This is a genomic window from Viridibacillus sp. NPDC096237, from assembly GCF_050278625.1.
In the GTDB taxonomy this organism is placed as follows: Bacteria; Bacillota; Bacilli; order Bacillales_A; family Planococcaceae; genus Viridibacillus.
On the sequence record NZ_JBNNTI010000011.1, the window covers coordinates 52,123 to 68,510 of the forward strand.

The window sequence follows — 16,388 nt, forward strand, 5'->3', positions numbered from 1 at the left end:
TTCCGCAAAAAAAAGCCTTTAAATAGGCTTTTTTTAGACATCCCACTATTGTATAGCAGTGCATTTTGATAAATATGTATCAACACTCACCGCTACATCACGACCTTCTTTAATCGCCCATACGATTAAACTTTGACCTTTACGTGCATCACCTGCTGTAAAAACACCATCTACATTAGTAAAATATGTTTTTTCTAGTGACGTAATTTTGTTATTCGTTACTTGAACACCAAATTGTTCAGGCAAATCATGTTCTACACCTTCAAAGCCGATTGCAACGAACACGTGTTGTACAGGCCATATTTTCTCAGTTCCAGGTACTTCTTCAAAATAGGCGTAACCTTCATCATTGATAACTTTATTCATTTGAATTGTGTGTAATTCTTTAACATGACCTTTTTTATCCGCTACAATTTTCTTTGTTTGGATGCAATACTCTCGAGGGTCTTTACCATACTTTTCGTCCGCTTCAGCATAGGCATAATCTAATTTATATATATGAGGATCAGTTGGCCATAAATTATCGTCAGCTCGATTGACTGGTAACTGAGGATGTTTACCGAATTGTACAATGCTTTTACAATTTTGACGAATTGCCGTAGCTACACAGTCAGCCCCGGTATCACCACCACCAATAACAATGACATCCTTACCTTTTGTATTAATATACTTACCATCTTCAAAATTAGAATCTAGCAAACTCTTAGATGTTGAAGTTAAATAGTCCATTGCTAAATGGACCCCTTCTGAGTCGCTTCCTTTCATATGAAGCGTGCGTTGCTTTGTTGCACCAGTACACAAAATGATAGCGTCATGCTCAGCTTTTAACTGTTCAGCCGTAATATCCTTACCTACTTCGGTATTTAAGACAAACTCTATGCCTTCTTCCATTAATAATTGAATACGACGTTCCACAATATCTTTTTCGAGCTTCATATTCGGAATTCCATACATAAGTAAGCCTCCAGCTCGGTCAGCTCGCTCGTAAATAGTAACAGAGTGCCCCGATTGGTTTAATTGATCCGCTGCAGCAAGTCCTGCTGGTCCTGAACCGATGACAGCAATTTTTTTACCTGTACGTAATTTAGGCATACGTGGTTGAATCCAGCCATTTTCGAACCCTTTATCTATAATAGTTCGTTCAATGCTTTTAATTGCAACTGCAGGGTCTGTAATTGCTAATGTACAAGAACCTTCACAAGGCGCGGGGCAAACGCGTCCTGTGAATTCCGGAAAGTTATTTGTAAGCAATAAACGTTCTAACGCTTCCTTCCATTTACCTTTATACACTAAGTCATTCCACTCGGGGATAACATTATTAATCGGACAACCTGCAGCTGTACCGCGAATCTCAATTCCCATATGACAAAAAGGTGTCCCACAATCCATACATCTAGCACCTTGGATTTGAAGAGCTTCATCGGTTAATCTTGAAGCATATTCTTTCCAATTCTTAATGCGCTCTAGTGGTTGTTGTTCTTTTGCCTTTTCTCGACTATATTCCATAAATCCAGTTGGTTTCCCCATCTAGAACCCCTCCTCCATTATTTATTGGAAAGCACTACTTCCCTTTTTTTAGAAGTAGTTAAAAATGCTTTCATCGCTGCATCAGCAGCAGATAAACCTTCAGCCTTGAAATCACTAATACTATCAATCATTTTCTTGTAGTCTGCAGGAACAACTTTTAAGAATTTAACAACAGACTGCGTCCAATCAGTTAAGAGCGTTTTAGCTTTTGAACTATCTGTGTTCAAAATATGTTCTTCAATTAATGCGCGGACAAATTTAGTTTCTTCCTCATTTTCTAAATCTTCAAATCCTATCATTTCCATGTTGCACTTTTCTTTGAAAGATTTTTCATCTTCTACTAATACGTATGCAATACCACCGGACATACCAGCACCAAAGTTCTTACCTACATCACCTAAAATAACAACATGGCCTCCAGTCATGTACTCACAACCATGATCTCCTATTCCTTCAACAACGATATCCGCACCACTATTACGGACTGCAAAACGTTCTCCTGCACGGCCATTGATAAATGCTTTACCACTCGTAGCACCGTATAAACAAACGTTTCCGGCAATGACGTTTTTCTCAACATCGCCTTTTATTGGCGCGGAAACGACAACCTTCCCTCCTGATAACCCTTTACCGAAGTAATCATTCGCATCGCCATTTACATACATAGACATTCCTCTAGGAATAAACGCACCGAAACTTTGCCCAGCTGAACCTGTGAATTGAAGTGAAATTGTATCGTCAACTAAACCTCTTTCACCATAACGTTTTGATATTTCACTCCCGATAATAGTGCCAACAACTCGGTCTGTGTTTTTAATCGGATAGTACAGTTTAATAGGACTTTCATCTATTATTGCTTTCTCAACCGCGCCAAGAATTTCACGCATATCAAGAGATTCTTCAATTTTATGATCTTGCATCACTTGCTGAGTACGAGGTCCTTTAGGTTGATACAATAAAGCCGAAAGATCTAATTGACCAGCTTTCCAATGGTTCATAGCCCGGTCGCTAATTTCTAAAACATCTGTACGGCCAATCATTTCATCCATTGAACGGAATCCAAGTATAGACATATGCTCTCGTACTTCTTCAGCAACAAATTGCATGAAATTAACAACATGATCGGCATTCCCCATAAATTTCGCTCTTAGCTCTGGATTTTGAGTAGCTACCCCAACTGGACATGTATCTAAATGACACGCTCTCATCATTACACAACCAAGGACGATTAATGGCGCTGTTGCAAAACCATACTCTTCTGCTCCGAGTAGAGCCGCCATCACGACGTCTCTTCCTGTCATCAATTTACCATCCGTTTCTAAAATGACACGATTACGTAGACCATTCAACATGAGTGTTTGATGCGCCTCCGCAAGACCAAGCTCCCATGGTAATCCGGTATGCTTAATGCTCGTTTTTGGTGAGGCTCCTGTACCACCGTCATATCCACTAACAACTATTACGTCTGCCGCACCTTTCGCAACACCAGCGGCAATTGTACCAACCCCTGCTTTTGAAACAAGTTTCACACTAATACGTGCATGACGATTAGCGTTTTTCAAATCATGAATCAATTCAGCCATATCTTCAATAGAGTAGATATCATGATGCGGTGGAGGTGAGATTAATCCTACACCAGTAGTTGAACCACGAACATCCGCTACCCATGGATATACTTTGTTGCCAGGTAACTGACCACCCTCACCAGGCTTTGCCCCTTGTGCCATTTTTATTTGCAGCTCATCTGCATTCACCAAGTAATGGCTCTTTACACCGAAACGACCTGAAGCAATTTGCTTAATTGCGCTTCGACGATTATCTCCATTTGCATCGATTTCATAACGGCTCGGGTGTTCCCCACCTTCACCACTATTACTTCTACCGCCTAGTCTGTTCATAGCGATTGCTAACGTTTCATGCGCTTCCTGACTTAATGACCCAAATGACATGGCACCTGTTTTAAAACGTTTGACGATTGATGCAACAGATTCTACTTCTTCTAGGGGAATACGACGCTGTGCTTTTTTGAATGCAAATAAATTTCGTAAGAAGCCAATTCGCTCTTCATTTGCCATTTCAGCATATTGTCTGTACAGACCGATATCCCCTTTACGCGCAGCCCATTGCAATGTATGAATTGTTTTTGGATTAAAGGCGTGGTGCTCACCTGTGCTTCTCCATTGGAAATCACTACCCGATTGCAACAATTGCTCAGTAGAGTGTACTGCTTCAGCATGCTTACGAAGCGCCTCTTTACCGATTGTTTCTAAATCAATGCCGCTTAATTGAGAAGCTGTTCCTGTAAAATATTTTGCAATCACATCTTTACTAATACCCACAGCTTCAAAAACTTGTGCACCACGATAACTTTGTACTGTTGAAATCCCCATTTTAGACATAACTTTAACAACACCATCTGCGATAGCTTTTGTATATTTGTTCACAGCCTCATCATATGTTTGTGTCAAATGACCATCTTTTATTGCTTGATAAATTGAAGCAAATGCTAAATAGGGGTTAATCGCATCTACACCGTAGCCGATTAAAGTTGCAAAGTGATGCACTTCACGTACTTCAGCAGATTCTACAATAATACTCACCTTTGTACGATTTCCCGTTTTCACTAAATACTGATGTAAACAGCTAGCAGCTAGTAGCACTGGCATAGTCGGTGTCTCAGCATGTAAAAGCCGGTCTGATAACACGAGTAGTTGAGCACCTTTAGCAATCGCTGCATCCGCATCTTTTGTCAATCTAGCCAATTCATTTTCTAATTCTTCTGAAAAATAAAGGTGTAATAATGCACTTTTGAAATTTTCATCATCATTTACTATTAATTGCTGCAGTTGACTGTTCGTAAGAACCGGTGTTTCTAATAAAATACGACGGCTATTTTCTGCTGTTGGATGTAGCAAGTCACCTTCTGCCCCTAAAACCGTCATTGTAGACGTCACAATATGCTCACGAATCGAATCTATCGGTGGATTTGTCACTTGTGCAAAAAGCTGTTTAAAATAATTGAATAATGATTGTGGGCGATCTGATAATACCGCGAGCGGTGTATCGTTCCCCATTGAGCCAAGGGGGTCTTTCCCCTCAGCTACCATTGGTACGATATATTTGTGAATATCTTCGTAAGTGTAACCATTGACCTTTTGACGGAATAGTAAATCCATCATGTCCTCAGGTTGATCTTCTGTCGTCTTCACCGTCACAAGGTTTTCTTCTAACCATTGTGTGTATGGCTTTTCCTCTGCCATATCTGATTTTAACTCTTCATCTGAAATAATCCGTCCTTGTTCTAAATCAACAAGCAACATTTTCCCCGGGCTTAAACGTTCTTTGTAAGCAATATTTTCTTCCTCTATATCAACTACACCAACTTCTGATGAGAAAATGATGTAGTCGTCCTTTGTGACATAGTAGCGTGCTGGTCGTAAACCGTTACGATCCAAAATCGCACCTATTTGCTTACCATCAGTAAAGCAAATCGCTGTTGGCCCATCCCAAGGTTCCATTAAACAGCTATGGTACGCATAAAACGCTTTTTTCTCTTCTGAAATATGTGGATTCTCAGTCCATGGTTCCGGTATCATCATCATTGCCGTATGTGCCGGCGTGCGCCCTGCTAAAACGAAAAACTCAAAAGCGTTATCAAGCATTGACGAATCACTACCGCTCTGTTCAACAATTGGTAGAAGCTTCTCTAAATCATCCCCAAATGCTTCTGAAACAAATTGCTGTTCACGTGCTTTCATCCAGTTAATATTGCCACGTAATGTATTAATTTCCCCGTTGTGAATAATGTAGCGATTCGGATGTGCACGCTCCCAGCTCGGGAATGTGTTCGTACTGTAACGTGAGTGAACTAATGAAAATGCTGATGCAAATCGCTCATCTTGCAAATCCACGTAAAATTCATCCACTTCTTGAGGTGTCAGCAATCCTTTGAAAACCATTGTTTGACTCGAAAAACTAGCACAATAAAACTTCTTGTCATTTTTTGTTGCCCAGTGCTCTGTTTGCTTACGAACTAGATACAACTTACGCTCGAAGGCGAGGGAATCACTGACATTAGTCGCTTTAATAAACACTTGGCGAACAACTGGCGCTGTTTCCTTAGCAGTGTCACTTAAAGGGTCTATGTTGATTGGTACTGTCCTCCAGCCTAATAATTCTTGACCTTCCTCAGCAATCAATTCATTCATCTTATTCTCTATATCTTGTCGTTCTGTATCGTCTTGAGTGAAAAATAACATACCGACACCGTAGCGTCCCTGTTCGGGTAAAATCCACTCTGTACAAATCGCTCTGAAAAATGCATCCGGAATTTGAACCATTAACCCAGCGCCATCACCCGTTTTGCCGTCACTGCCTCGCCCTGCGCGATGATCCAGACGACATAGCATTTCTAAACCTTTCATAACGATGTCGTGCGTGGCTTTTCCTTTTAAATGAGCATATAAACCAATACCACAGGCATCATGCTCGAATTGTGGGGAGTATAATCCCTGTGCTGCTGGTAGTTGATGAAAAGTCATGTAATCCCTCCCTCTTCACTTAAAAAGTGACTTAAATTTATTTTAGATTCTCAAATAGATATAAACAATATATAATTTATATATTATTAATCTAAAAAACAGATGAATGGGAGATGACATACGATGGAACTACGCCAATTACGCTATTTCGTTGCAGTTGCGGAGCTCGAACATATTTCGGAAGCTGCAGAAAATTTACATATTGCCCAATCTGCTATAAGTCGCCAAATAGCCAATTTAGAAGAAGAACTCGGTACAAAACTGTTTGAACGAGTTGGACGAAATGTAAAACTGACACCAATCGGTAAAACATTTCTTGAACATAGTATTGCTGCCTTACAAGCAATCGATTTTGCAAAAAAACAAATCGATGAATACTTAGATCCTGAAAAAGGGACGATTAAAATTGGCTTTCCTACGAGTTTAGCAAGTTTCTTGTTGCCAACTGTCATTTCAGCATTTAAAAAGGAGCACCCGAATGTATCATTCAATCTGCGCCAAGGCTCTTACCGATATTTAATAAATGCAGTGAAAAACAGAGAACTAAACCTAGCGTTCCTTGGCCCACTTCCTCAAAAAGACGATGCCATCGATACGACCATCTTATTTACAGAGAATATTGCAGCCTTATTACCCGCTACTCATTCTTTAGCCCAAAAGGAATCCATTCATTTATCTGATCTACGGAATGAAGATTTTGTTCTTTTCCCCGAAGATTATATTCTTAATAAAGTAGCTGTTGAAGCTTGTAAATCTGTTGGTTTCACACCAAAAATTACTTCAGAAGGCGAAGATATGGATGCTTTAAAAGGTTTAGTAGCTGCAGGAATCGGTATAAGCTTATTACCTGAAAGTGCCTTTTATGATTCCACTCCTAGGCGAACTGTAAAGTTACCGCTAGTATCACCAGAATTCACCAGAACAGTCGGTATTATTGCACCTACTAATCGTGATCTAGCTCCTTCTGAACAAGTTTTCTTAAGCTTTGTTAATAACTTCTTCTCATTGTTAACTCAATTTAAATAACAAAAAGGCCTCAGAATTATTCCTAGGGCACTGAAAAAGTCCATAAAATAAATTTTAGCCATGGCTTTCTCTTCGATGCCGTTAATTTCCGTTCCGGCGGACGCTTTCCTGGGGACGAACCTTGAGCCTCCTCGTCGCTAACACTCCTGCGGGGTCTCAAGATGTTCGAGTTCCCCAAGGAGCTACAACATTATTTGCGGTGAATTTGAAACGTATCTTGAAGCTATTAAATGAAGAATAAGGGAAATACAAAAAACACCAGCACTTTCTGTTCAAAATCGAACGAAAAGTGCCGGTGTTTACTATTGAAGAACATTACATTTTAAAAACATAAGTTTTTCAGTGCCCTCATTATTCCGAAGGCCTTTTTATAGAACTTATTTATTTTCTAACTATGCTTGCTCTTTATACTAAAGCGGTCAACGATCATTGAAAGTGCACCGTCACCTGTTACGTTTGTTGCAGTACCAAAACTATCTTGCGCAAGATATAAAGCAATCATTAACGCAACCATAGTCTCATCAAAACCTAACATTGATTGAAGAATTCCTGTAGCTGCCATTACTGCCCCTCCCGGTACACCAGGTGCTGCAACCATTACTACACCTAACATGAAGATGAAAGGTATCATTTCAGTTAAAGTATAGGCATGATTATTTAACATCATTACGGCAATTGAACATGTTGTTAGCGTAATTGTACTACCCGATAAGTGAATTGTTGCAAATAACGGAACTGTAAATCCTGTCACTCGTTCTGAAGCACCTGCTTTACGTGCTTGCTTTAATGTTACCGGAATCGTAGCAGCTGATGACTGTGTTCCAAGAGCTGTGAAGTATGCAGGTGCCATTGTTTTTAATAGATAGAACGGATTTTTTTTATTAACGGCACCTGCCACTACATATTGTAAAACTAAAATACATATATGCATTAAAATGATTAATAAAAATACTAGTGCAAATACTGAAAGGATTTTTGCTACTTGACCAGCAAAAGTCATATTTAAGAAAATACCAAAAATATGGAATGGTAATAGTGGTATAATAATTTTCGAAATCACTTTATCAATTATTAAATTAAATTCATCAAAGAATTTTTTCATAACTTCACTATTAATAGCTGCCATACCGATACCAAGGATGAAAGCTAGTAATAAAGCCGTCATAACCCCCATCAATGGAGGCATATCAATTACTACGAATGTTTTCGCCAAAGATTCCTCTGGGTTAGCAAATTGCTCACTACCCGAAGTTGAAATTAACTTAGGTAGAATATTTGAAGCTATGAAGAATGCAAAGAATCCAGCGATTAAAGTAGAGAAGTACGCAAAGAAAGTTGCTAATCCTAATAACTTTCCTGAACCTTTACCTAATTGTGCAATTCCAGGTGCAATAAACGCGACGATTAATAACGGTACGACGAAGTTTAAAAAATTCCCGAATAAGCCATTGAATGTTGCAAATATTCTAACGCCATCTTTCGGCATGATAGTCCCAAGTAAAGCCGCCAATATTATCGCTACAATAATTTGCGGGAGTAAACCAAACTTAATCTTCATAAATTGTCCTCCTCATAAATACATATGTCTCTTCTAAAAGCATAAGCACACTTTATCACACCCACTTATTAAAGTGAATAGTATATTAATAATCCAAAAGATTTAGTATTTTCTGATAATTATAATTAAAACGTAATAATTAAGTAATAACGAGGTTTACACTATTTATTCTATAGAATCCCTTAAGTATATAAAAAACACCCAAGCAGATTCAGCTTGGGTGTTTCAGTTAGTTCTTATTCAGAAACAGGAACGATATCCCCATTCCATTCTTTTAATATATAGTCTTGCATTTCTTTTGAATGAAGAACTTTAACTAGTTTTTTAATCTTTTCGTTGTTCTCATCTTCTTTACGAACAGCAATTATATTAATGTATTGAGATTTTTTATCTTCTAATGCAATTGCATCTTTTCCTGGGCTAATACCTGCATCAATAGCGAAGTTAGAGTTAATTAATACTGCGTCACCTTCGTTATTTTTGTACATTTGTACAAGCATTTCAGGTGCAGTGTTTGCATCAAATTTTAAGTTTTTCGGGTTCTTTGCAACGTCTTTAATTTCAGCTGCAGTTTTATCTATGCCTTCTTTTAATGTGATAAGGCCTTTCGCTTCAAGTAAAGATAACATACGTCCATGGTCAGCTACAGAGTTACTTAGAAGAATTGTTGCTCCTTCCGGAAGATCTTCGAGTTTTTTATATTTTTTAGAATAGATACCAATTGGTTCGATGTGCACTCCACCAACATTAACGAAATCATAGTTTTTCTTCTTATTTTCAAGGTCTAAATAAGGTATATGTTGGAAATAATTCGCATCTAAATCGCCATTTTCTAGATCTTGGTTCGGCAAAACAAAGTCTTGATATGTTTGAATATCTAAATCAATACCTTCTTTTTCAAGAAGTGGTGCTGCTTTTTCTAAAATTTTAGCATGCGGTACATTAGCTGCACCAATTCTTAATTTCTCATCTGATTTACTACCACAAGCTGCTAGGCTTAGTGCCAGTACTCCCGTTAGGATTCCTGCTACAAGTTTCTTCATGTTCTTAACTCTCCTTTTTAACTGATTAGTTATATATGATCGGTTATACCGTTAAACCCAATTATCTTTTATCTATTTTCGTTGTCATAAGGTCGCCGATAAATTGAATAACAAATACGACAACTAGTATGAGGATTGTTGCAACAAACGTTACATCACTTTGACTTCTTTGGAAACCGTCCAAGAACGCTAAGGTCCCAAGACCACCTGCCCCAATAACACCTGCCATTGCTGTGTAACCAACAAGCGCAATAGCAGTTACAGTAATACCCGAAACTAAAGCTGGTAAAGATTCTGGTATTAGTACCTTACCGATAATTGTAGACGTCTTTGCACCCATTGAACGTGCCGCTTCAATGACACCTTTATCAATTTCTTTCAACGCTATTAAAACCATACGCGCATAAAATGGAGCTGCTCCAATGATTAATGCCGGTAAAGCTGCATTTGGACCACGAATTGAGCCTAGTAAAAGCTTCGTAAATGGAATTAATAAAATTACTAAAATAATGAAAGGAATCGAGCGGAAAATATTCACAAGCGAACCTGTTAACCAACTGACTAATTTATTTGCCCATAATTGTTGAGGGCTTGTCAAAAACAGCAAAATACCTAAAGCTAAACCAATTACGAATGTGAAAACTGTAGCAACACTTGTCATATATAGTGTTTCTATTGTTGCTTCCCACATTTTCACCCAATCTACATTCGGAAAGAGATCATTAAGCATTTTCGATCACCTCCGTTTTTACTCCATGTTCATTCATATATGTCACTGCTTTTTGTACATTATCCTTATTACCATCTAGCTGTACGATGAGCGTACCATATGGACCACTCTTCGTTTGCGAAATATTCCCATGGACAATATTCAAGTCCAGATTAAGTTCACGACTTAAATGTGAAATAACTGGCTGGCCAGTTGAAGAGCCTACAAAAGTTAATTTCACAAGTGTTCCTGATGGGTAGTTTTCAATAATTTGTCCAATTGATTCTTTACGCTCGTTTGTGTCAGTAATTTGAGATACAAAGCGTTTTGTAACATCTGCTTGTGGTGATTGGAATACTTCTAGAACATCACCGTTTTCTACGACTTGTCCTGCTTCCATCACAGCCACACGATGACAAATTTTACGAATTACATGCATCTCATGTGTGATAAGCACAATTGTTAAACCCAATTTTTCATTGATATCTACTAGTAAATCTAAAATTGAATCCGTTGTTTCAGGATCAAGCGCTGAAGTCGCTTCATCACAAAGCAATACTTCTGGATTATTAGCTAATGCTCTTGCAATACCAACACGTTGCTTTTGACCACCTGATAGTTGAGAAGGATATGCTTTCTCTCTTCCTTTTAAACCAACTAATTCAATAAGCTCTAATACCTTCTTTTGACTCTCAGCTTTAGATAAACCTGCAATTTCTAATGGAAATGCTATATTTTCTTCTACAGTGCGTGACCAAAGTAAATTGAAATGTTGGAAGATCATACTGATTTTTTGACGTGCATTACGTAACGCAATTCCTTTAATCGATGAAACTTCCTGGCCATTTACAACAACTTTACCGGATGTCGGTTGCTCCAAACCATTTAATAAACGAATGAGCGTACTCTTGCCCGCTCCACTGTATCCAATAATGCCGAATATTTCTCCGTTTTCAACAGATAAATTCACATCTTTGACAGCAGTTAACTCTCCGTTAGCGGTTTTATATTTTTTCATTACATTTTCTAACTTAATCACTGTCATACCACCTTTATTTTAAAACTAAAAAGTATGCACTTTCTAATGGCATCTTTTTGAAATTTAAAAAACCCTTCTGCAGATTAACAGAAGGGTTCAACGCAATACTATATACGTAAAACCGTTCTCTCATCTTCCAAAGTAAATACTTTGTGTGATTTGGCACCGTGCCATATAAATATGACGGTTGCCGGGCTTCATCGGGCACTTCCCTCCACCTCTCTAAATAAGAGTAACGACAATATTTAATTAGTTATGATTGCTACTTTATCACGCTATTACTTTAACGTCAATCATTTAATTGTAATTTCTCAAATAAATAAGGTACTGATTGAAATGCGTAGATTTTATCGCGGATTTTACCATTTTCTGAAATAATTAAGCAAGGGACACTTTCTATTTCATAATCAAATGCTACATCTTGTATATAATTTAAGTTCGCTTTACCAATCGGGATATCACTTACGACATGCTTTACAACATCCATCATTTTCGACGCAACTGCACATGTACCACATAATGGTGTATACAAATAAAAAGCCGCAAGAGAGGAGGTTTTCATCATCTCTTCCCATTGTTCACGTGACCATTCTTCCATGTTTGTCATTCCTATACTATAAGATATTCTTTATGAACTTTAAAATTTGCAGCTAATAATATTCTAGCTAAATGTCTTCTTGGAGTAGCTTCTACTTGTTTATAAGTAGAGGAGGTGTATAAATAACGAGCATTTGGGAACTCTCTCTTAAAAAGAGCACGGAGTTTATCACCCGATGAGTCAGCATCAAAAAATGCATACATCTCGTAATCATCATAGAGTGCCAAGATCTCTTCTAATCGACTTGCACTAACTGTTCCATTCGTACATATTATCGGAATATCCTCTGCTAGTATTGGCGCAATTTTCAACTTATCTTGGCGCCCTTCTACGATAATCAGCTTGTTAAAAGTCATATATACCCTCCTAACAAATACTTTTTGCCGCTTACTAAGTTTAAAAAAACGCCGAGCAAATGCACGGCGTTTTTGAATCTTATTCTTCGATAATTGCTTCGTATTGTTCAGCAGTTAATAATGCATCAATTTGAGCGTTATCTGCTGGTTCAACAACAACCATCCATGCTTTTTCATATGGAGATTCGTTAACGAACTCTGGGCTCTCTTCTAGGTCTTCGTTAATTTCAACTACTTTACCGGAAATCGGTGCGTAAAGTTCAGATACAGTTTTTACAGATTCTACACTGCCGAATGGCTCGTCTGCTACTAATTCATCTCCAACTTGTGGAAGTTCAACGAAAACGATATCGCCTAGTTCTGATTGTGCGAAATGTGTAATACCGATACGTACTTTTCCGTCTTCAGTTTTTACCCATTCATGTTCTTCAGAATAGCGTAAGTCTTTTGGTGTGCTCATGAATACCCCTCCAAATATGTAATTACATTCACTTTAAGTTTGACATATTTCCAGTGTAAAAACAAGCATATGTCTGTGTTATTTCCACGTCTCTTCAAAGTCTGATTCTTTAAAACCTAACGTTACTTTTTTACCGTCTGTAACAATCGGACGCTTAATTAACATACCATCTGAAGCAAGCAATTCTAATTGCTCATCTTCCGACATATCAGCAAGACGATCTTTCAATTGTAACTCTCTATATTTTATTCCTGAAGTATTAAAAAATTTCTTCAGCGGTAAACCACTTGCATCTAAATACTGTTTTAATTCCTCTTTAGAAGGTGTTTCTTCAACGATATGCTTCGCTGTATAGTTTACCCCATTTTCTTCTAACCATGCTTTTGCTTTACGACAAGTTGTACATTTTGGATATTGAATCAATAAAATAGACATATACATGCTCCTTTTTCCAAACTATTTAATTCTATTGTAGTGGGAGTATAGCCTACAAGCAAGAAATCCGAACACAATTTTGTGTTCGGATTTTCATCTAGCTTATTTTAGACAACAAATTTTTCTGCTTCAATAAGTTTAACTGAAGCTTCACGTTTTTTCGCAATAACATTGTACGGGTTATTACGAGTTAGTTTACGAAGAGCAGAAAGCATCATTCGAGCGTTGTCGCCGTCTACAGCTGTAATGATTGTTTCTTTTGCTTCTTTTTCGATTTCTTCAAATGCTTCCTGACAGAAGATTTGAGTGTATAGTAGTTTTTGGCTTGCTTTATCTAATCCATCACGAGCAATAGCTTTTTCTGTACGTAATACAGTAGACTCCATTGCAAATAATTGGTTAGCGATATTCGCAATGTTCACTAGCAATTCTTGCTCAGCATCTAATTTTGGACCATATTTTTGTGCAGCAAGACCGGCAGCTAATAAGGCAATTTTCTTCGCATTTTTTACAAGATATTTTTCTTGTGCTAATGGTTCATCGCTGATTTCTTCAGGCATTAGCATTAATAATTCTTGTTGTAGGCTCGTTGCTTGTTGCAATAATGGTAGCTCACCTTTCATTGCTCTCTTCAAAAATGTACCTGGAATGATGAAGCGGTTAATTTCGTTTGTTCCTTCGAAAATTCGGTTAATACGTGAGTCACGATAAATGCGCTCTACTTCATACTCCTGCATGAAACCATATCCACCATGTAATTGCACCGCTTCATCGGCGATGTAGTCAAGTGTTTCTGAACCAAAAACCTTATTGATAGAACATTCAATTGCATATTCTGCAATTGAAGCTGCAATTGCTTTACCATCTTTTTGTTCTTCTTCACTTAATTGACCCATACGATCTTCAAAATATCCTACTGTACGGTAGATTAAACTTTCAGTAGCGTAAAGCTTAGAAGCCATTGTTGATAATTTCTCTTTTGTTAAATTGAAAGATGAAATCGGTGTTTTAAATTGTTGACGTTGGTTTGTATACGAAATTGCTAATTCTAGTGCACGTTTCGATGCACCAATTGAACCAACACCTAACTTGTAACGACCGATGTTCAATATGTTGAATGCAATGATGTGACCACGACCTACTTCTCCAAGTAAGTTTTCGACTGGCACTTGTGCGTCTTCTAAAATTAGCGTGCGAGTTGAAGAAGATTTAATTCCCATTTTCTTCTCTTCAGCACCGACAGATACACCTGGGTATTCGCGTTCTACTATGAATGCTGAAAATTTATCGCCATCTATTTTCGCATATACGACGAATACATCCGCAAAACCAGCGTTTGTAATCCATTGCTTTTCGCCATTTAATACATAATGTGTGCCTTCTGCGTTTAATTTTGCAACTGTTTTGGCACCTAACGCATCTGAACCTGAACCCGGTTCTGTTAATGCATAAGCAGCGATTAACTCACCTGATGCAAGCTTAGGTAAGTACTGTTGTTTTTGCTCTTCATTACCGAATAATACGATTGGTAATGAACCAATCCCAACATGTGCACCATGTGTAATAGAGAAACCGCCCGCAACTGACATTTTCTCAGCGATTAATGCAGATGTTACTTTATCTAAACCGAGCCCTTCATATTCTTCAGGTACATCTGCAGCTAAAAGACCAAGTTCACCAGCTTTTTTCAATAATCGAACTGAATGCTCAAACTCATGGTTTTCTAAATTCTCAACGACTGGCAATACCTCGTTTTGCACATAGTCTTCTGCCGTTTTAGCAATCATTTTATGCTCTTCAGTGAAATCTTCTGGTGTAAATACTCGATCTAGTTCCACATCTTCAGTTAAAAAGCTACCACCTTTAATGATATTCATTGTTTTTTCTGTCATACTAATACATCCCCTTTTGTGTGTTATTTATAAAATTTCAAATACGCCAGCAGCTCCCATACCGCCACCAATACACATTGTTACTACACCGTACTTTTTACCTTGTCGTTTTAACTCATGGATTAACTTTAGCGTTAAGATGGAACCTGTAGCGCCAAGCGGATGCCCTAATGCAATAGCACCACCATTGACATTTACTTTTTCAAGGTCTATCCCAAGTTCGCGCACCACTTGAATTGATTGTGAAGCAAATGCTTCGTTAATTTCCCAAAGATCGATATCTTCAATAGATAGTCCTGCAATTTCCAGCGCCTTTGGTACAGCAACCGTTGGTCCAATACCCATAATTTCAGGAGGCACTCCACCTACAGCAAAGGATAAAAATTTCGCCATCGGCTTTAAGCCTTGTTCTTCAGCCTCTGCACGATCCATAACAAGCACTGCAGCTGCACCGTCTGAAGTTTGCGAAGCATTTCCTGCTGTCACACTTCCAGTTACTGAAAACGCTGGGCGTAATTTCGCAAGTGTTTCTTGAGATGTACCAACACGTACACCCTCATCCATATCAAAAGTGAATTTTCTCTCTTGTAAATTGTTCCCTGCGTCTACGTATCGTTGCACGACTTCCACCGGCACGATTTCATCGACGAATTTACCTTCTTGAATTGCTTTTGCAGCTAGTTCATGAGAACGTACAGCGAAGGCATCTTGATCTTCACGACTTACATCATATTTCTTCGCTACTTCTTCAGCTGTGTGTCCCATCCCCATATAGTATTGTGGGGCAGTTTCTGCCAAAGTCGCATTAGGTCTAATCACGTTACCCATCATAGGCACTAAACTCATCGACTCAATACCACCTGCAATAATAGCTTTTGAATGACCAAGCATAATACGTTCCGCGGCATAAGCAATTGATTGTAAACCAGATGAACAGAAGCGATTTACTGTTACAGCTGGAGTAGTATCTGGTAATCCAGCAAGTGCTCCGATATTACGCGCGATATTCATCCCTTGTTCTGCTTCAGGCATAGCGCATCCAAGAATTAAATCATCTATGTCCCCTTCATATCCAGCTCTTTGCAATGTCTCTTTCACAACTAATGCTCCAAGATCATCAGGACGTATAGTTGCTAAAGATCCTTTTTTCGCTTTTCCAATAGGTGTTCTTGCACCTGCTACAATAACAGCTTCACGCATAGTA

Annotated in this window: 13 protein-coding genes and 1 riboswitch; of the genes, 1 reads left to right on the forward strand and 12 read right to left on the reverse strand. The window is 38.3% G+C overall.

The features are described 5' to 3' along the window. Positions 1–45 precede the first annotated feature (45 nt). Positions 46–1,527 (reverse strand): glutamate synthase subunit beta, encoded by a 1,482-nt coding sequence (locus tag ACQKMD_RS08780; RefSeq protein WP_427751225.1) that lies wholly within the window; start codon positions 1,525–1,527, stop codon positions 46–48. A 17-nt stretch (positions 1,528–1,544) separates the two neighbouring features. Next, a complete protein-coding gene (gltB, locus tag ACQKMD_RS08785) occupies positions 1,545–6,068 on the reverse strand; it encodes a glutamate synthase large subunit (RefSeq protein ID WP_427751227.1) in 4,524 nt (1,507 codons plus the stop codon). A 123-nt stretch (positions 6,069–6,191) separates the two neighbouring features. On the opposite strand from gltB, the gene ACQKMD_RS08790 reads away from it, so the two are divergent. Beyond that, the gene (locus ACQKMD_RS08790) at positions 6,192–7,094 is read left to right on the forward strand and encodes a LysR family transcriptional regulator (RefSeq protein WP_427751228.1); all 903 of its coding nucleotides are present in this window, start codon (positions 6,192–6,194) and stop codon (positions 7,092–7,094) included. Between the two features lie 388 nt (positions 7,095–7,482). On the opposite strand, the gene ACQKMD_RS08795 is transcribed toward ACQKMD_RS08790, so the two are convergent. The 10 genes from ACQKMD_RS08795 to ACQKMD_RS08840 all read right to left on the reverse strand — a co-directional run bounded on the left by ACQKMD_RS08795 (position 7,483) and on the right by ACQKMD_RS08840 (position 16,384). Further along, a complete protein-coding gene (locus ACQKMD_RS08795; protein ID WP_427751230.1) occupies positions 7,483–8,652 on the reverse strand; it encodes a dicarboxylate/amino acid:cation symporter in 1,170 nt (389 codons plus the stop codon). Between the two features lie 236 nt (positions 8,653–8,888). Beyond that, a complete protein-coding gene (locus ACQKMD_RS08800) occupies positions 8,889–9,695 on the reverse strand; it encodes a MetQ/NlpA family ABC transporter substrate-binding protein (RefSeq protein ID WP_427751232.1) in 807 nt (268 codons plus the stop codon). Positions 9,696–9,756: 61 nt separating this feature from the next. Then, positions 9,757–10,425 (reverse strand): methionine ABC transporter permease, encoded by a 669-nt coding sequence (locus ACQKMD_RS08805; RefSeq protein ID WP_427751233.1) that lies wholly within the window; start codon positions 10,423–10,425, stop codon positions 9,757–9,759. Next, a complete protein-coding gene (locus ACQKMD_RS08810; RefSeq protein WP_427751235.1) occupies positions 10,418–11,443 on the reverse strand; it encodes a methionine ABC transporter ATP-binding protein in 1,026 nt (341 codons plus the stop codon). The genes ACQKMD_RS08805 and ACQKMD_RS08810 overlap by 8 nt, the downstream gene beginning before the upstream one ends. A gap of 126 nt (positions 11,444–11,569) precedes the next feature. Continuing rightward, positions 11,570–11,676: riboswitch (SAM riboswitch) on the reverse strand. A gap of 56 nt (positions 11,677–11,732) precedes the next feature. Beyond that, positions 11,733–12,041, reverse strand: a complete 309-nt coding sequence (locus tag ACQKMD_RS08815) for a thioredoxin family protein (protein ID WP_427751237.1) — start codon at positions 12,039–12,041, stop codon at positions 11,733–11,735. Between the two features lie 11 nt (positions 12,042–12,052). Further along, positions 12,053–12,397, reverse strand: coding sequence for a hypothetical protein (locus ACQKMD_RS08820; RefSeq protein WP_427751239.1), 345 nt, complete (start codon positions 12,395–12,397; stop codon positions 12,053–12,055). A 79-nt stretch (positions 12,398–12,476) separates the two neighbouring features. Further along, entirely contained in the window at positions 12,477–12,857 is a 381-nt protein-coding gene (gcvH, locus tag ACQKMD_RS08825) for a glycine cleavage system protein GcvH (protein ID WP_427751241.1), read from the reverse strand. Between the two features lie 78 nt (positions 12,858–12,935). Then, positions 12,936–13,292: an arsenate reductase family protein gene (locus tag ACQKMD_RS08830; RefSeq protein ID WP_427751243.1), complete on the reverse strand. Its 357-nt coding sequence runs from the start codon at positions 13,290–13,292 to the stop codon at positions 12,936–12,938. A 107-nt stretch (positions 13,293–13,399) separates the two neighbouring features. Further along, the gene (locus tag ACQKMD_RS08835; RefSeq protein ID WP_427751245.1) at positions 13,400–15,184 is read right to left on the reverse strand and encodes an acyl-CoA dehydrogenase family protein; all 1,785 of its coding nucleotides are present in this window, start codon (positions 15,182–15,184) and stop codon (positions 13,400–13,402) included. A 27-nt stretch (positions 15,185–15,211) separates the two neighbouring features. Continuing rightward, positions 15,212–16,384: an acetyl-CoA C-acetyltransferase gene (locus tag ACQKMD_RS08840; RefSeq protein ID WP_427751247.1), complete on the reverse strand. Its 1,173-nt coding sequence runs from the start codon at positions 16,382–16,384 to the stop codon at positions 15,212–15,214. Positions 16,385–16,388: the final 4 nt, after the last annotated feature.